This is a genomic window from Paenibacillus sp. FSL R7-0128, assembly GCF_038002245.1.
Taxonomy (GTDB): domain Bacteria; phylum Bacillota; class Bacilli; order Paenibacillales; family Paenibacillaceae; genus Paenibacillus_AQ; species Paenibacillus_AQ silagei.
Genome location: NZ_JBBOCD010000001.1, coordinates 4424230 through 4441831, shown reverse-complemented (window position 1 = coordinate 4441831; position 17602 = coordinate 4424230). Strand labels below are relative to the sequence as shown.

Here is a 17602-nt window from a genome sequence, read left to right as displayed (position 1 = left end):
TGGTGGGGTTTGTCTCTTTCTGATAAGAGCTTGGAGGAAACGGAAATGATCAAACGGATTCAAGAATGGCTGAGCCGTAAAGACAGGCAGGAGCCAGTCGAGATTTCACCGGATAATATTCCCCGGCACGTAGCGATAATTATGGATGGCAACGGACGCTGGGCGAAGCGGCGCGGTATGCCCCGGGTTGTGGGCCATCAGAACGGGATGAAGGCAGTCAAACGTGCTACGATTGCAGCGAATGACCTCGGAGTAGAATTTTTGACTCTGTACGCTTTCTCTACGGAGAACTGGACCCGGCCTAAGGATGAAGTGGATTTCCTGATGCGCCTCCCCGTAGAATTCCTGGCTATTGAACTGGATGAACTCATTGAGAAGAATGTACAGGTGCGCGTAATGGGCAACACGGAGGCTTTGCCTTCCCATACCCGCAAGGCGATGGAAGAAGCGGTCGCCCGCACACTAAGCAATACCGGACTTATACTTAATTTTGCTCTGAACTACGGCGGGCGTAAGGAAATTGAGGACTGTATGCGCGCTCTGGGCAAGGATATCCAGGCAGGAATTCTGTCACCTGAAGAGATCACTTCAGAGCTGATTGACAACAGACTGTCATCCAGCGGATTACCCGATCCTGACCTGCTCATCCGTACGAGCGGGGAGATGCGGCTCAGTAACTTTATGCTGTGGCAAATCGCCTATAGTGAATTTTGGTTTACGGATGCGTACTGGCCGGAGTTCGACAAGACGCATCTGATGCAGGCTGTGGCTGAATATCAGCGCCGCACACGCCGTTATGGTGGATTGAAGTAGCCTGATGGGAGAGGGATTCTTTGAAGCAGCGATTGATTACCGGAATTGTTGCCGGGGCCTTGTTTTTAGGGTTATGCTATTGGGGTGGCTGGCCGTATCAGCTGATGCTGACTGCGATGGCCCTCATCGGCTATTATGAATTTGTGAAAATGACAGGTACAGCAACCTTCGGGCTGACTGCTGTATTTGGTTATGCCTCTGTAGTAGGCTTTATGATTCCTTGGGATCTCCTGGGAACGAATAAGCTATTCTCCTGGGAACAGGGGATTTGGCTGGTATTGCTGCTGTTCCTGCTGGTCACTGTCTTCAGTAAGAATAAGCTTGATATCAAAATCACCGCGATGATGTTCACTGGCATTGTTTACATAGGAATGGGGTTCTCGTATATGGGAATCGCCCGCGGTGCGGGGGATAGCCATGGCCTCTTCTGGACGATCCTGCTGCTGTGCTGTATATGGGGCAGTGATGCCGGAGCCTATTTTGTCGGCAGAAGCTTTGGGAAGAACAAGCTGTGGCCTGCGATCAGTCCTAACAAGACTATAGAGGGCGCGCTTGGCGGAGTATTGATTTCTGCTGTCATATCGATTGTGTTTGCTATACTGGTTCCTGATCTGCTGACTATCGGACGCGCGCTGCTGATTGGAATTGCCTGCGCTGTGCTGGGTCAGCTTGGAGATCTTGTACAATCTGCCTATAAACGGGTGTACGGTATTAAGGATTCAGGCTCACTCTTGCCGGGTCACGGTGGCATCCTGGACCGCTGCGACAGCTGGATCATCGTATTTCCTTTCGTACATATCGTAATGCTGATGCCTTACTATTAACGACAGGGAGAAGGAAAGCAACTGTGAAAAGAATTAGTATTCTCGGCTCCACGGGTTCCATCGGTACCCAGACGCTGGATGTGGTAGCTATGCATCCGGAAGCTTTTGAAGTCGATGGACTGGCGGCGGGAAGTAATACTTCACTGCTGCTGGAACAGGTCCGCCGTTTCAAGCCTCGCCGTGTATCGGTATCCACGAAGGAGCTTGCAGAGGAGATCAGATCCAGTCTGCCTGCCGGTGTAGAGCTGTACAGCGGAAGTGAAGGTCTGGTGGAGATTGCTGCCGGAGGCGATGCACAGACGGTCGTAACTGCGCTTGTAGGCAGTGTAGGACTTCAGTCTACGCTGGCGGCGATTGAAGCCGGCAGACATATCGGACTGGCTAATAAGGAGACACTGGTGACCGCCGGACATCTGGTTACAGAGCTGGCTGGACGCAAAGGCGTGAAGCTGCTGCCAGTGGACAGCGAGCATTCGGCGATTTTCCAATGCTTAAATGGGGAGAAACGTGAAGATGTGGCTTCAATTACCATTACTGCCTCGGGTGGCTCGTTCCGTGATTATAAGCGTGAACAGCTTACGAATGTTACCGTAGCGGACGCACTGCGTCATCCCAATTGGAGCATGGGGGCCAAGATTACTATTGACTCGGCAACCATGGTTAACAAAGGCCTGGAGGTTATTGAAGCCCACCATTTGTTCGCCCTTCCGTATGAGCAGATTGATGTGGTGCTGCATCCGGAGAGCATCATTCACTCCTATGTGGAGTTCTGCGACAGCAGCATTATTGCTCAGCTTGGGACTCCTGATATGCGGGTTCCCATTCAATATGCGCTCACCTATCCCGACCGCTGGCCGTCTCCTGCGAAGCGTTTGTCTCTGGCTCAGGTAGCCAGCCTGACCTTCCGGGAGATGGATTATGAACGCTATCCGGCGCTGAAGATGGCTATTGACTGCGGCATAGCGGGCGGCACATTCACAACAGCCTTCAATGCAGCCAATGAGGTCGCCGTGGCCCGCTTCCTGCGCGGTGAGATTCCCTTCCTGCGGATTGATGAGATTATTGATGAAGTGCTTCAGCGTCATCAGGGTGAAGCGAACCCCGGTCTGGAACAGATTCACAGTAGCGATATAGCTTCCCGGGAGCTTGCGGCTGTCCTGTAAAGGGATAAGAGGCCTTTGGAAACGGTGAATATGGCTGTACCCTGAAAAATAGGTGTGGACTGTTGATTCTCTTGTGCCCTGCCTTGGAATAATGATAAATTAAGAGGACATACTTCGGTCTTACACCTTAAGGGGGAATGTTGCGCTATGGAGATGGTAAGAGTTGTTTTTTTAACGGTGTTTATGTTCTTTGTTCTGGTGACTGTCCATGAATGGGGACATTATTATTTTGCCAAACGCGCCGGAATTCTTGTACGGGAATTTGCGATCGGTTTCGGTCCGAAACTGTTCTCTTATAAACGCGGTGAAACCCAGTTTACGCTCCGCCTGCTGCCCTTCGGGGGATACGCCCGTATGGCCGGCGAAGATCCGGAGATGGTTGAGATCGGCCCCGGGCAGACCATTGCTGTCCGGCTGGGCCAGGATAACAAGGTAAAGAATATTTACCTCGATTCCCTGGATACGCGCAGAAATGTTATACGCGGTGAAGCACAGTTCACGGATCTGGAGAATGAACTGAAGATCCGCCTTGATGTAGATGGTGAAGTGACCACCTATGATGTGAATCCGCAGGCGATGATGATCAAAGGCACCCAGCAGACGCAAATTGCGCCCAAGGACCGCCAGTTCGGCAGCAAAACCGTCGGCCAGCGCGCGATAGCGATCCTGGCCGGACCGGTGATGAACTTCATTCTGGCGTTTGTGCTATTTGCACTTCATCTGCAGATGGCTGGAATCCCGGTGGAGAATCCGACCTATGTGAAGATCGGTGACGTCAGCTTAGGAATGCCTGCGCAGGAAGCAGGTCTTCAGAAGGGGGACATCGTCGTCACTGTGGACGGGCAGGCCATCGGCGGAGATTACCAGAAGATGATCAAGCTGACTTCAGCCTCCAAAGGCAAAGAAATGAACTGGACGCTGAAGCGCGGCGAAGAGACCTTGAATGTGACCATGATTCCCCGTGGAATGGAAGGGGAGCAAGGCGGCAAGGTTGGAATTACGCCGGAGCTTCCTACCCGCAAGGCCGGAGTGGGGGAGACAATTACCAAGTCCGGTACTGCTATGGTCGACACCACCAAGCTGATTTTTATCGGCTTCAAGCAGCTGATCAACAAATTTAATATGGATGATATCTCCGGGCCGGTGGGCACGTTCCAATTGACCGGGCAGATTGCCCAGCAGGGGATTCAGTATTTGACCTATTGGGCGGCTATTCTCAGCCTCTATCTGGGGATCTTCAATCTTCTGCCGATTCCTGCACTGGATGGCAGCCGGCTTGTATTCCTGGGTGTTGAGGCACTGCGCGGCAAGCCGGTGGACCCGAGCAGGGAAGGCATGGTCCACTTTGTAGGCTTTGCCCTGCTGTTCCTGGTGATGATCGCTGTTACGTATAATGATATTTTACGCCTCATAAGCGGCTGACGGATGTCATATCTTTTTTATCCCGCGATGCATTTGATTGGGCTTCACACCTAATGTGCAATCTGAGGGGCGAATAATAGGAGGATTTCTTCACATGGCCAAAGACAAGCAGTTCGTTACAGAGATCACGCCGCAGGGCGAGGATTTCTCACGCTGGTATATCGATGTTATCAAAAAAGCGGACCTGATGGATTATTCGCCGGTCCGCGGCTGTATCGTGTTCAAACCGGACGGCTATGAAATCTGGGAGCATATCCAGGAGGAAATGAACCGCCGCCTGAAGGCGACCGGTCACCGGAATGCCTACTTCCCGCTGTTCATTCCCGAGAGCTTTTTCCAGAAGGAGAAGGAACATGTGGAGGGCTTCAACCCGGAGCTGCCTTGGGTCACTGAGGCCGGAGGCGATGTGCTGGAAGAACGTCTGGCGATCCGCCCTACGTCCGAGACCATGTTTGGCCATATGTATTCCAAGTGGATTCAGTCTTACCGCGACCTTCCGGTGCTGATCAACCAATGGGCCAACGTGGTCCGCTGGGAGAAACGTACCCTGCCGTTTATCCGTACGACAGAATTCCTCTGGCAGGAAGGCCATACCGCGCATGAGAATGAGACGGAAGCACGCGAAGAAACGATGAAGATGCTTGATAACTACCGCGACTTCGTGGAGACCTTTCTGGCTATTCCGGTAGTGACCGGACAGAAGACGCCATCCGAGCGGTTTGCCGGTGCTGTGGATACGTATTCCATTGAAGCGATGATGAAGGATGGACGGGCTGTACAGGCCGCTACCTCACATTATCTGGGCACCAAGTTCGCGGTTGCTTTTGATATCCAATATCTGAACCGGGAGAATGTACTGGAACATGCACATACCACCTCGTGGGGCTCTACCACGCGTCTGATCGGTTCCCTCATCATGGTGCATGGTGACGACCGTGGACTGGCTCTGCCGCCGAAGGTAGCGCCTACGCAAGTCATTATGATTCCAATCGGACCGCCTAAGACCCGCGAAGCAGTCATCGGACGTACCGACGAACTGTTTGGTGAGCTTAAGAGCGCCGGAATCCGCGTGCGTGTAGATGACCGTGCGGATGTAACCCCGGGCTGGAAGTTCAATGAATATGAAATGCGCGGCGTCCCTGTCCGTCTGGAGCTTGGACCGCGTGATATGGAGAATGGCGTCTGCGTGCTTGTATCCCGGATCAGCGGCGAGAAGAAGGTCATTCAGCAGGAGAACCTGGTTGAAGAAGTGAATGCGATGCTTGCGCAGGTCCATCAGGAAATGTACGAGCGGGCACTGAAATTCCGTGAGGATCATTTCTATTCCGTAGACACTCTTGAGCAGATGAAGGATTCTATGGAAGAGAAACGCGGCTTTGCGCTTGCAGGCTGGTGCGGCTCTGAGGATTGTGAAGATAAGGTCAAGGAAGAGACCGGCGCAGGCAGCCGTAATATTCCGTTCCACCCGTCAGAAACGAAAGAGACCTGTATTTGCTGCGGCAAGCCTGCTCAGCATACGGTTGTATTTGCCAAAGCATATTAATCGGCAACCTTATATTTGTTATTTTTTTATATCAGCTTCTGGCGAGAGGAGTCGGCGGGCCGCAAGTACCCAATGCTTTTTAAGCTGGAGGCTTTTTCTTACAAATATTGCCGAGTTAGGTGGGGAATGCATGGAGCAGAACGTGGAGAGAAGAAAGAGATTTGAGCTGTTGATGAAGCAGGGGGAGATTCCGCCTGCCATGATTGATCCTTATTTTGTAGACGGACAGATTGAACGGGTGGAGATTAGCCGCGGCAACCATGACTGGCATATCGTGATTGCGAAGACAACCCTGATTCCCGCCCAGACCTACCGGGCATTTATCCTTAGAATGCGTGAGAAGCTGCAGCATATTGCCAAGGTCAGCTTCTTGTTCCTATATGATGATACTGTAAGCAGAGCTGATATTGTACAGGAGTACTGGGGCATGTTCCTGGAGTGGGTCCAGCGTGAGATTCCGTCCGTCAACGGTTGGCTGACGCGCTCCAGCCAGGAGCTGCAGGACGGCACGCTCATCCTAAGCCTGAACGATTCCATGTCGCTCGAACTGGCCCGCAAAAAGGGTATCGAAGCCGCCATTATTAAATATTATGATAAATACTTCGCGCTCCCTCTCAAGGTCAAGCTGCAGATGTCCGAGGATGAGACCAAAAACAAAGCGGATGCCTATGAGGAATTCCAGCAGAAGCTCCAGCAGGAGCAACGTGAGCTGGTAGAGCTGATGATGATGAACAGTGAGCCGGACGAGCCTGAAGAAGCGGGGGACCCGGGCGAGGTCATTAAGCTTCAGATCGGGAATGACATTAAGGAGCAGGCCGTCTCCATTCTGGAGATTCAGGATGAAGAGAAGAAGATTACAATCCAGGGGACGATCTTCGGGCTGGACAGCAAGGAGCTGCGTAACGGGAATACGCTGTTCACCTTCTGCATCACAGACTTTACAGATTCCCTGCAGATGAAGATGTTCGCGAAGACCAAGGAAGAGCTGAAGATCATGGGTCAGCTGGCTAACGGCAAATGGGTCCGGGCGCGCGGCAAAGTGGAATATGACCGGTTCATGCAGATTCCCGAGCTGGTGATGATTCCTTCGGATCTGACCGAGGTGTCGGCACCGCCTGCACGTAAGGACAATGCTAAGGAGAAGCGCGTGGAGTTCCACCTGCATACGACCATGAGCACGATGGATGCGGTAGCACCGATTGATGCCTATGTCAAAACAGCTGCGAAATGGGGCCACCCGGCACTTGCAGTTACCGACCATGGCAATGTTCAGAGCTTCCCGGATGCGAATCATGCCGCCCATAAGCATAAGCTCAAGATGCTCTACGGTGTGGAGGCCAATGTCGTCAATGACGCGGTCAATATCGTGGAGAATGCACAGCCGCTGGAGCTCAAGACGGCAACCTATGTCGTTTTCGATATCGAGACCACGGGGCTGTCCATCACACGCAATAACATCACGGAGCTTGCGGCGATCAAGATGTGCGAAGGCAAGGAGCTGGACCGCTACACCACCTTTGTCAATCCGCATGAGAAAATTCCCTACCACATCCAGCAGCTGACGAACATTACGGATGAAATGGTCAAGGATGCCCCGGATCTGGAACCGGTACTAAAGGAATTCGTGGAGTTTGTAGGAGACAGCATTCTCGTTGCGCACAATGCGCGGTTCGATATGGGCTTCATTCAAGCTTCTCTGAAGAAGCTGGGGCAGCCGGAGCTGCCGAATCCTTCACTGGATACGCTGGAGCTGGCGCGTCTGCTCTTCCCCAAAATGAAGAACCACCGGCTCAATACGCTTGCTGACAAGTACAAGGTACTGCTGGAGAGCCATCACCGTGCGGTGGATGATACGATAGCACTGGGCGGGATTCTGAACGGTCTCTTGGCCGATGCGGAGAAGATGAAGGGGATGACCCGGCTGGACCGGCTGAATGATTATGTAGGCAATGACCTGTCGAATGTGCGGCCGTTTCACTGCGGCATCTATGCACTGAATCCCATCGGCAAAAAGAACCTCTACAAGCTGATCTCCATGTCGCATACCGAGTACTACAAGCGGGTACCCTGCATCCCCAAATCGAAGCTTGAAGAGCATCGTGACGGACTGCTCGTCATATCCGGCTGTGAGCGGGGCGAGTTCTTCGAGGCTGTGCTGAACAAGACCGTAGAAGAGGCGATTGAGGTTGCCCAGTTCTATGATGTGCTGGAAATCCAGCCGCTGACCATGTACATGCATCTGGTGGATAAAGGGTTCGTAGCGAGTCCAGAGGACCTGCGGGGAGTTGTACGCAAAATCTGTGAGATTGGCGAGCAGATAAACAAGCCGGTGATAGCCACTGGGAATGTGCACTATCTGGAGCCGCGCGATAAACTGTTCCGCGATATTACGATCCACGGGATTACCGGGTTCAGTCCGCTGAAGGACCAGAACAAGCCGGATGCCCACTTCCGTACAACCGATGAGATGCTTGCCGAGTTCGAATACCTGGGTGCAGCCAAAGCGAAGGAAGTCGTGGTAACGAATACTGTTGAGCTGGCTGAGCGGTTCGAGGAATACGATCTGTTTCCAAGCGATCTCTTCACACCTATTATTGAAGGTGCGGATGATGAGATCCGCAATACCTGCTATGACACTGCCAAATCGATCTACGGCGAGGAGCTGCCGGAGGTTGTGGTTGCCCGTCTGGAGAAGGAGCTTGCCCCGATTATTAAATACGGGTTCTCCGCCAACTATCTGATCTCGGAACGGCTGGTCAAAAAGTCGAACCAGGACGGTTATCTCGTCGGTTCCCGTGGCTCGGTAGGCTCGTCGGTAGTGGCAACATTCCTTGGAATATCGGAGGTTAATCCGCTTCCGGCCCACTATATCTGCACCAATTCCGAATGCCGGCACAGCGAATGGTTCCTGGACGGAAGTGTGCCGAGCGGCTTTGACTTGCCGGATAAGGACTGTCCGGATTGCGGCGGCAAGCTTAAGGGAGAAGGGCAGGATATTCCGTTTGAGACCTTCCTGGGCTTCAAAGGGGACAAGGTTCCCGATATCGACCTTAACTTCTCCGGGGAGTATCAGCCGAACGCCCATAATTTTACCAAAACAATGTTCGGTCCGGACAATGTATTCCGCGCGGGAACCATCGGTACAGTGGCGGAGAAGACCGCCTTCGGCTTCACTAAGAAATATGAGGAGCATCACCAGAAGCGCTGGCGCGGCGCGGAGGTTGGACGGCTTGCCGCCGGCTGTACCGGTGTGAAGCGCAGTACGGGGCAGCATCCCGGCGGTATCGTTGTTTTGCCGGACTACATGGAGATCGAAGATATCACTCCGGTGCAGTTCCCGGCGGATGATGTTACAGCCGAGTGGAAGACTACCCATTTCGACTATCACGCCTTCGATGCCAACCTGCTCAAGCTCGATATTCTCGGCCACGATGATCCGACGATGATGCGGATGCTGCAGGATCTGACTGGCGTCGACCCGACGACCATTCCAATGAATGATCCGAAGGTGATGAGTATGTTCAACTCTACGGATGCGCTCGGGGTAAGGCCGGATCAGATCCGCACCCCGGTAGCCACTTATGGAGTGCCCGAGATGGGGACGAAGTTCGTCCGCCAGATGCTTGTCGAAGCGAAGCCGTCCAGCTTTGCCGATTTGCTGCAGATTTCGGGGCTGTCCCATGGAACCGGCGTGTGGCTGGGAAATGCCCAGGAGCTGATCAAGAACAACACCTGCAACATTAAGACGGTAATCGGCTGCCGTGATGATATTATGCTCTATCTGATCTATAAGGCGGGCATGGATGCCAGTCTGGCCTTCAAAATTACGGAGAGCGTGCGTAAAGGGAAGGGCTTGCCGCCGGAGTGGATTGAAGAGATGAAGAATTGCAAGGTGCCGCAGTGGTACATTGATTCCTGTCTCAAAATCCAGTATATGTTCCCGAAGGCCCATGCCGCGGCTTATGTTATTTCAGCGGTGCGAACAGCCTTCTTCAAGCTGTATCATCCGATAGAATACTATGCGACTTACTTCTCGGTCCGCGCGGCGGATTTCGATATCGAGCTGTGCTGCAAAGGCTACGAAGCCATTGCGCGCCAGCTGGTAGAGATCGAAGCCAAGGGCTTCCAGGCGCTGCCTAAGGAAAAAGCCATGCTTCCGGTCCTGGAGATGGCCCTGGAGATGACCGCACGCGGCTTCACCTTCAAGAACATTGATCTGTACCGCTCGGACGCTACCAAATTTACGGTAGACGGTACGAGCCTGATTCCTCCATTCTCCTCGCTTGCGGGAATCGGGGATAATGCTGCGATTAATATCGCTGCTGCCAAGGACGCAGGAGAATTCCTCTCCATTGAGGATTTCCAGCAGAAATCCAAGGCCAGTAAAACGGTGATTGAGCTGCTCACGGGAATGGGCTGCTTCCGGGGATTGCCGGAGAGCAACCAGCTTTCACTGTTCTAACAACCGGCTTAAGTGATAGCATATAGAGTCCTTTAAAAAGGGGAGTCAAGGGCTGGTACTTGTCAGTGCTGCCTCACTATGGTATAATTTTTTTGGTAATAATGAGATAAGTCCGTTGTGTAAAGAGTGGGGAAACCCACTCTTTATCTTTGGTATATAGCAAAAGACAAGTTCGTGGAGGTAATCTTCTTTTGAGCACACCCAAATCCAAAATTAAACAAACGGTAGAGCAGCTGCTCGGGTCCTATCTCGAGGACAATGGTTTCGAACTGGTGGACGTTGAATACGTGAAGGAAGGCTCCAACTGGTTTCTGCGCGTATTCGTAGACAAAGAGGGCGGCATCGATATCGATGACTGCGGGTCCATCAGCGAATATATCAGCCAGAAGCTGGATGAGAATGATCCGTTCTCCGAAGCGTATTTCCTTGAAGTCTCCTCGCCGGGAGCTGAGCGTCCGCTCAAGAAAGCTGCGGATGTCGCCAAGGCAGTGGGCAAGGACGTATATGTAACGGTCTATGAGCCGATTCAAGGACTCAAAGAATTCGAAGGCCGGTTGCTCTCGTTCGAGAACGAGGAACTGCTCATCTCCGCGGGCAAAAAAGAACATGTGGTACCTTACGCCAAGGTCGCCAGTGCGAGATTGGCCATTATTTTTTAACGTCTTGAAAGGGGGACCGGAATTTCATGAGTATGGAGTTTATTGAAGCTATGAATGAACTGGAAAGGGAGAAAGGCATCAGCAAGGATGTGCTGTTCGAAGCCATCGAAGCGGCGCTGATCTCCAGCTATAAACGCAATTTCAATGCGGCGCAGAATGTGCGTGTGGATATGAACCGCAACACAGGCGTAATCAAGGTGTTTGCCCGCAAGCTGATTGTGGAGGAGGTTCTCGATGCACGGACTGAGATCTCACTCCTGGCTGCCCGGGAGATCAACCCGCATTTCCAGCTGGAGGACATCGCTGAGCAGGAAGTCACGCCGCGTGATTTCGGCCGCATTGCCGCCCAGACTGCGAAGCAGGTGGTTACCCAGCGTATCCGTGAAGCGGAACGCGGCCTGATCTATAACGCTTTTATCGACAAGGAAGATGATATTGTTACCGGCCTTGTACAGCGTCAGGATATGCGCAATATCTATGTGGATCTTGGCAAAATCGAGGCGGTTCTTCCGCTGAGCGAGCTGATGCCTGGAGAGAAGTTCAAGCAGAGCGAGCGCATCAAGGCTTATATCACCAAGGTGGAGAACACGACCAAAGGACCGCAGATCATGCTGTCCCGCAGTCATCCGGGTCTCCTGAAGCGTCTGTTCGAGCTGGAGGTGCCGGAGATTTTTGACGGGGTGGTGGAGATTCGTTCCGTTGCCCGCGAAGCCGGCTTCCGCTCCAAGATCGCCGTGTTCTCACGCAATCCTGAAGTTGACCCGGTGGGCTCCTGCGTAGGACCGAGAGGCACGCGTGTACAGACCATCGTGACTGAGCTTCGTGGTGAGAAGATTGATATCGTCAGATATTCCGAGCTGGTGCAGGAGTACGTAGCCAATGCTCTTAGCCCGTCCAAGGTGCTTGAGGTTCAGGTCTTTGAAGCTGAGAAAATGGCCCGCGTCATTGTTCCTGACTATCAGCTGTCGCTGGCTATCGGCATCAAGGGGCAGAATGCCCGTCTTGCCGCCAAGCTGACCGGCTGGAAGATCGATATCAAGAGCGAGACGCAGGCGGAGCAGGAATACGGTAGACCCAGATCGTCCAATGATGAAATGCATCAGGATTCCGTCTCCATCGATTAATGAATGCTGACTGACGGGAGGTGCTTTGTTATGAAGCAAAGAAAGGTGCCGCTGCGTAAATGCGTTGCCAGCCAGGAGATGATGCCCAAGAAAGAGCTGATTCGCGTGGTGAGAACGCCTGAAGGCGAGGTGCTGATCGACCTGACAGGCAAGAAGTCGGGCCGTGGCGCTTATATCTGCGGTAAACTGGAATACTTTAAGCTAGCACAGAAGACCAAAGCACTTGACCGGGCATTGAAATGTCAGGTCAGTCCTGAAATCTATGCCCAGCTTGCCCGGGATTTTGCATCCGTGGAGGAGCAGTTTTTGGCAGCGAAGGATAGTGAGGACAATGAGTAAGACACTTTCTTATTTAGGGCTTGCGATGAGAGCAGGCAAGATTGTCACCGGCGATGAGGCTGTGCTTAAGGCAGTGCGGTCTTCAGAGGCGAAGCTGGTCGTCCTGGCAGGTGACGCTTCAGATAATACCCAGAAGAAGTTCCGCGATAAATGCGGAACCTACGATATTCCACTAGTAATCGCATTTCACCGGGATGAACTCGGTGCAAGTATTGGTAAGGACCAGCGCGTGGTGCTGGCCGTTACGGATAAAGGATTCGCGGAAATGATCTCCAGAACGCTTGGAGATACTGTCGGAGGTGGAGTTATTGACTAAAGAAGATAATAAGGATAAGCTGCGCGTATACGAATATGCCAAGTCTTTGAACATGAGCAGTAAAGAAATTATTACCATTCTGAAGCGTTTGGATGTCCCGGTGAATAATCATATGAGTGTCATGGAGAATGGCTCCGTGAACAAAGTTGAACAATTCTTCAAGGACATCAAGTCAAACGCTGCAGCCAAGCGGGACAACGGCACCAGCAGCCGTCCGGTAGTGACTACCGGTGCGGTAACCGCCGAAGTACGCAGTGCTCAGAATACCAACAAAATTCATTCGGAAAAGCAGGTAGGTATGAACAGTAACCAAAACAACAACCAATCGACGACGTCCCCAAGGCCCCAAAGCGGACAAGATTCCCGCAGAACACAAACATCAGGCTCCGCTCAGAATTCCCGCCCGCAGGGCAGTTCAAGCAGCAGCCGTCCGCAAAGCAGTTCGACTGGCAGCCGCCCGCAAGGCAGCTCCACCGGCAGCCGCCCACAGGGCAGCTCCACTGGCGGAAGCCGTCCACAAGGCAGTTCTACTGGCGGAAGCCGCCCACAGGGCAGCTCCACTGGCAGCCGTCCGCAAGGCAGCTCTACTGGCGGAAGCCGTCCACAAGGCAGTTCTACTAGCGGAAGCCGCCCACAGGGCAGCTCTACTGGCAGCCGTCCGCAAGGACAAGGCGGCGCACCACGTACAGGTGACCGTCCGTCAGGTCAAGGCAATGCAGGCGGAGGTTTCTCACGCAATGACGGCCCTAAGAAGAATACCACTGGCGGCAGACCTGGCGGCAACAACAGCGGCCAGAAACGTTACGACGACAACAAGGGCGGCAACTATCGCGGCCGTGGCGGCAAGAACAACCGCGGCAGAAACCAGCCGACCGTATATCGTGAGAAGATTGACAACACACCTAAGAAGATCATTGTCCGTGGCAGCATGACCGTGGGTGAAACCGCGAAGCTGCTTCACAAGGATGCTTCGGAAGTGATTAAGAAGCTGATCTCGATGGGGGTTATGGCCACCATCAATCAGGAGCTTGATATCGATACGATTCTGCTGCTGGCCGGCGAATTCGGCGTAGAAGTAGAAGTGAAGATTCCGGTTGACGAAGACAGCTTCGAGACCGTTGAAGAGAATGATTCCGAAGACGATCTGATGACACGGCCACCGGTTGTAACGATCATGGGTCACGTTGACCATGGTAAAACAACCTTGCTCGATGCTATCCGTTCCACGAATGTATCCGGCGGCGAAGCAGGCGGAATTACGCAGCATATCGGTGCTTATCAGGTTGAGATTAATCATAAGAAAATCACATTCCTTGATACTCCGGGCCATGAAGCGTTCACCGCAATGCGTGCCCGTGGTGCCCAGGTTACAGATATGACGATTATCGTTGTAGCGGCAGATGACGGCGTAATGCCTCAGACTGTAGAAGCGATCAACCATGCCAAGGCAGCCGGACTTCCGATCATTGTAGCAGTTAACAAGATCGATAAGCCGGGCGCAGACCCTGACAAGGTGAAGCAGGAGCTTACAAGCTATGAGCTGGTGCCGGAAGAGTGGGGCGGCGATACAATCTTCGTCAACCTGTCGGCTAAGCAGCGCATTAACCTTGAAGAGCTGCTGGAAATGATCCTGCTCGTTGCCGAAGTGAATGAGTACAAGGCGAACCCGGACAAACGGGCACGCGGTACTGTTATAGAAGCTGAGCTTGACAAGAACCGTGGACCGGTTGCCCGTATTCTCGTACAGAACGGTACACTGAAGGTCGGAGACGCATTTGTAGCGGGTAACTGCTTCGGCCGCGTACGTGCCATGGTGAATGACAAGGGACGCAAAATCAAGGAAGCGGGACCTTCCACTCCAGTGGAAATTACCGGTCTGACCGAGGTGCCGCAGGCGGGCGATCCGTTCATGGCCTTCGAAGATGAGCGTAAAGCACGCGCAATCTCTGACAGACGTTCTACATCGCAGCGCCAGTCTGAGCTGAACACGAACACCCGCGTTACGCTGGATGATCTGTTCAAGCACATCAAGGACGGCGAGATCAAGGATCTTAACGTAATCATCAAGGGTGACGTTCAGGGTTCGGTAGAGGCGCTTAAGGGCTCCTTGGCCAAGATCGAAGTGGAAGGCGTACGCGTGAAGATCCTTCACAGCGGTGCCGGCGCGATTACAGAATCCGATATTACCCTGGCAGCAGCTTCCAATGCTATTGTGATTGGCTTCAACGTTCGTCCGGATGCCCAGACGAAAGCGGCAGCTGAGCAGGAGAAGGTGGATGTGCGTCTGCATAACATCATCTACAATGTCATTGAAGAGATTGAAAGTGCCATGAAGGGCATGCTTGATCCTATCTTTAAAGAGAACGTTATCGGCCACGCTGAAGTGCGCAACGTATTCAAAATCAGCAAAGTGGGCAGTGTCGCAGGTTGTATGGTTACCGACGGCAAAATTACCCGCAATGCTGAAATGCGCCTGATCCGCAGCGGTATCGTTGTCTTCACAGGCAAAATCGACACCTTGAAACGTTTCAAAGATGATGCAAAAGAAGTGGCACAGGGTTATGAATGTGGCATAACTTTGGAACGCTATAATGATGTCCTTGAAGGCGACATCATCGAAGCATTCATCATGGAAACGGTAGAGCGCTAAGCGAAGAGGTGAAATAAGATGTCTAAAATCAGAGCGGGACGGGTTGGCGAGCAGATTAAGAAAGAGCTGAGCCAGCTCATCCAGAGCGGACTGAAGGACCCGCGTGTCGGGTTCGTAACTGTAACTGGCGTAGATGTGACGAACGATCTGTCACAGGCCAAGGTATACCTGAGCGTATTCGGGGACGAGGAGCAGAAGTCAGACTCGCTTAGAGCGATTGAGAAAGCTAATGGCTTTCTCCGCTCGGAGCTTGGCAAAGCGATCCGCCTGCGCCATACGCCTGAGCTGATCTTCAAGATTGACGAATCCGTTGCTTACGGAAGTCATATTGAGAAGCTGCTCGGCGAAATCGGCAAAAACGAATAGGCTACGGAACATAAAGGAGACGGCGAATGCAGAGCTATGAACAAAGTCTCCAGCAGACGCGTAAGTTTCTGCTGGAACACGACGATTATCTTGTAGTGTCGCATGTTCAGCCGGACGGAGATGCAGTCAGCTCCACCCTCGCGGTGGGCTGGCTTCTCTCATGTCTGGGCAAAAAATATCTGATGCTGAATGAAGGCCAGATTCCGCAGCGGATGGAATACTTATGGCATGCCGATCAGATTGTCAATCTGTCTGAAGGTTCTTTGCCCCGCCAGTACGGCCATGTGATATGTGTTGACTGTGCGGATTTCCAGCGTGTAGGACTGACACAGCAGCATTTCACCAGTGATGCCCTGATCTTGAATATAGACCATCATCCAACGAACAACGGCTACGGCGCGGTGAATCTCATCAAGCCGGATGCGGCAGCGACAGCAGAGATTCTGTTCGATCTGCTGAAGACCTTTGAATTGGAATGGGATATTGATATTGCCACAGCCATTTATACCGGGCTGTTGACGGATACCGGCGGTTTCCGTTACAGCAATACTTCTCCTAAAGTGATGGCGGCGGTATCCGAGCTGCTGGCACTGGGTGTGAATGGACCGGACCTGGCAGAGACCCTGCTGGAAGAGATGACGCTTCCCCAGGTTAAGGTGCTCAACCGCGCACTTAGCACATTACAGCTTAGTCCTGAAGGAGATATAGCCTGGGTGTATGTTACACCTCAGGATATGCTGGACTGTGGAGCGGCCAATGAGGATCTTGAAGGGATTGTCAACTATCCCCGTAATATCCGCGGGGTAGAGGTAGGCATTCTGTTCAAGGTCATTGATGACCATGCGGTGAAGGCCAGCCTGCGTTCAGCAGGTAAGGTGGATGTGGCGCTACTTGCGCAAGCCTTCGGCGGCGGCGGACACACCCGGGCAGCGGGCGCGCGTATTAATGGAAGTCTGGAAGAAGCTGTGGCACAGGTGCTTGAGGAGGTCAAACGTCATTTATGAGTGAGCTTACAGGAGTTCTGGCTGTATATAAGCCGGCAGGGTTCACTTCACATGATGTTGTGGCCAAGGCGCGGCGCATTCTGGGCATGAAACGGATTGGACATACCGGGACACTTGATCCTCAGGTAACTGGTGTATTGCCGCTCTGTCTGGGACGGGCTACTAGAGTAGTTGAGTATATCCAGGAGCTGCCCAAGGAATATGTTGCCACACTGCGGCTGGGAATGGCCAGCGATACAGAGGACCTGACCGGCACGATTACGGAATCTGTTGAGGAGGTTCATATCACAGAAGCCGAAGTGCTGGCTGTGCTGAACTCCTTTCAGGGCGTGATCTCACAGGTACCGCCGATGTATTCCGCAGTGAAGGTGGACGGCAAGCGTCTGTACGAGCTGGCCCGGGAAGGCAAGACCGTAGAGCGCAAGAGCCGTGAAGTGGAGATTTATGAGATTGAGATGCAGGAAATGGTCTGGAACGGCAACTATCCGGAGATCACTTTCCGGGCGTTATGCTCCAAGGGAACCTATATCCGCACCCTCTGTGTAGATATCGGACGGAAGCTTGGTCTTCCCGGTGTGATGGTGAAGCTGGAGCGGACGATGTCGGCCGGGATCTCGGCCAGTCATTGCCTGACTCTGGAGCAAATCGCTGAATACAAGGAAGGCGGCACACTGGATGAGCATCTGATTGCTGCCGACGAGGCGATTTCACATTTACCCAGACATACCGTTGCGGCAGAGAAGAAGAAATCAGCCCTGCAGGGGCAGCGTCTGTCGTCCCGTTTTGTAATGCCGGAAGTGAAGCAGGCCGGAGATTTCCGTCTCTATGATCAGCAAGGGGAGTTCCTCGGTATTTATGCTTTGGAGGCTACCGGAGCTATTGCACCTGTCAAGGTGTTTGCCCAGGTCTAAACTTTA

The 17602-nt window shown here is 52.9% G+C and carries 14 protein-coding genes; all 14 read left to right on the top strand.

Annotated features, from left to right (window positions below; genetic code table 11):
- The first annotated feature begins 45 nt into the window (after nt 1-45).
- The 14 genes from NST26_RS18405 (at nt 46) to truB (ending at nt 17596) form a co-directional block, all read left to right on the top strand.
- Entirely contained in the window at nt 46-813 is a 768-nt protein-coding gene (locus NST26_RS18405; protein ID WP_036724712.1) for an isoprenyl transferase, read from the top strand.
- 20 nt (nt 814-833) lie between these two features.
- A complete protein-coding gene (locus NST26_RS18400; RefSeq protein WP_340979556.1) occupies nt 834-1637 on the top strand; it encodes a phosphatidate cytidylyltransferase in 804 nt (267 codons plus the stop codon).
- A gap of 23 nt (nt 1638-1660) precedes the next feature.
- A complete protein-coding gene (locus NST26_RS18395; protein ID WP_340979555.1) occupies nt 1661-2800 on the top strand; it encodes a 1-deoxy-D-xylulose-5-phosphate reductoisomerase in 1140 nt (379 codons plus the stop codon).
- Between the two features lie 147 nt (nt 2801-2947).
- Nucleotides 2948-4222: an RIP metalloprotease RseP gene (gene rseP, locus NST26_RS18390; RefSeq protein WP_036724717.1), complete on the top strand. Its 1275-nt coding sequence runs from the start codon at nt 2948-2950 to the stop codon at nt 4220-4222.
- Nucleotides 4223-4316: 94 nt separating this feature from the next.
- A complete protein-coding gene (gene proS / locus NST26_RS18385; protein WP_340952161.1) occupies nt 4317-5765 on the top strand; it encodes a proline--tRNA ligase in 1449 nt (482 codons plus the stop codon).
- 130 nt (nt 5766-5895) lie between these two features.
- Entirely contained in the window at nt 5896-10227 is a 4332-nt protein-coding gene (locus tag NST26_RS18380) for a PolC-type DNA polymerase III (protein WP_036724720.1), read from the top strand.
- A 191-nt stretch (nt 10228-10418) separates the two neighbouring features.
- Nucleotides 10419-10886: a ribosome maturation factor RimP gene (gene rimP, locus NST26_RS18375; RefSeq protein ID WP_340940101.1), complete on the top strand. Its 468-nt coding sequence runs from the start codon at nt 10419-10421 to the stop codon at nt 10884-10886.
- A 26-nt stretch (nt 10887-10912) separates the two neighbouring features.
- Complete coding sequence (gene nusA / locus NST26_RS18370) at nt 10913-12010, top strand: transcription termination factor NusA (protein ID WP_036724723.1); 1098 nt, start codon at nt 10913-10915, stop codon at nt 12008-12010.
- Between the two features lie 30 nt (nt 12011-12040).
- On the top strand, nt 12041-12349 hold the full coding sequence (rnpM, locus tag NST26_RS18365) for an RNase P modulator RnpM (RefSeq protein WP_036692616.1): 309 nt from the start codon (nt 12041-12043) through the stop codon (nt 12347-12349).
- Nucleotides 12342-12665 (top strand): YlxQ family RNA-binding protein, encoded by a 324-nt coding sequence (locus tag NST26_RS18360; protein ID WP_036724725.1) that lies wholly within the window; start codon nt 12342-12344, stop codon nt 12663-12665. The genes rnpM and NST26_RS18360 overlap by 8 nt, the downstream gene beginning before the upstream one ends.
- The gene (infB, locus tag NST26_RS18355) at nt 12658-15315 is read left to right on the top strand and encodes a translation initiation factor IF-2 (protein ID WP_209879032.1); all 2658 of its coding nucleotides are present in this window, start codon (nt 12658-12660) and stop codon (nt 15313-15315) included. Before NST26_RS18360 ends, infB begins: the two co-directional genes overlap by 8 nt.
- 18 nt (nt 15316-15333) lie before the next feature.
- A complete protein-coding gene (gene rbfA / locus NST26_RS18350; protein ID WP_036692621.1) occupies nt 15334-15681 on the top strand; it encodes a 30S ribosome-binding factor RbfA in 348 nt (115 codons plus the stop codon).
- 26 nt (nt 15682-15707) lie between these two features.
- The gene (locus NST26_RS18345; protein WP_036724729.1) at nt 15708-16685 is read left to right on the top strand and encodes a DHH family phosphoesterase; all 978 of its coding nucleotides are present in this window, start codon (nt 15708-15710) and stop codon (nt 16683-16685) included.
- Nucleotides 16682-17596 (top strand): tRNA pseudouridine(55) synthase TruB, encoded by a 915-nt coding sequence (gene truB / locus NST26_RS18340; protein ID WP_036724730.1) that lies wholly within the window; start codon nt 16682-16684, stop codon nt 17594-17596. Before NST26_RS18345 ends, truB begins: the two co-directional genes overlap by 4 nt.
- Nucleotides 17597-17602 lie beyond the last annotated feature (6 nt).

Excerpts from the sequence above, each read along its gene's own strand:
- NST26_RS18380 (WP_036724720.1), top strand. The coding sequence starts at position 5,896 with ATGGAGCAGAACGTGGAGAGAAGAAAGAGATTTGAGCTGTTGATGAAG.
- truB (WP_036724730.1), top strand. The coding sequence starts at position 16,682 with ATGAGTGAGCTTACAGGAGTTCTGGCTGTATATAAGCCGGCAGGGTTC.
- NST26_RS18345 (WP_036724729.1), top strand. The coding sequence starts at position 15,708 with ATGCAGAGCTATGAACAAAGTCTCCAGCAGACGCGTAAGTTTCTGCTG.
- NST26_RS18405 (WP_036724712.1), top strand. The coding sequence starts at position 46 with ATGATCAAACGGATTCAAGAATGGCTGAGCCGTAAAGACAGGCAGGAG.
- rseP (WP_036724717.1), top strand. The coding sequence starts at position 2,948 with ATGGAGATGGTAAGAGTTGTTTTTTTAACGGTGTTTATGTTCTTTGTT.
- rnpM (WP_036692616.1), top strand. The coding sequence starts at position 12,041 with ATGAAGCAAAGAAAGGTGCCGCTGCGTAAATGCGTTGCCAGCCAGGAG.
- nusA (WP_036724723.1), top strand. The coding sequence starts at position 10,913 with ATGAGTATGGAGTTTATTGAAGCTATGAATGAACTGGAAAGGGAGAAA.
- proS (WP_340952161.1), top strand. The coding sequence starts at position 4,317 with ATGGCCAAAGACAAGCAGTTCGTTACAGAGATCACGCCGCAGGGCGAG.
- NST26_RS18360 (WP_036724725.1), top strand. The coding sequence starts at position 12,342 with ATGAGTAAGACACTTTCTTATTTAGGGCTTGCGATGAGAGCAGGCAAG.
- rbfA (WP_036692621.1), top strand. The coding sequence starts at position 15,334 with ATGTCTAAAATCAGAGCGGGACGGGTTGGCGAGCAGATTAAGAAAGAG.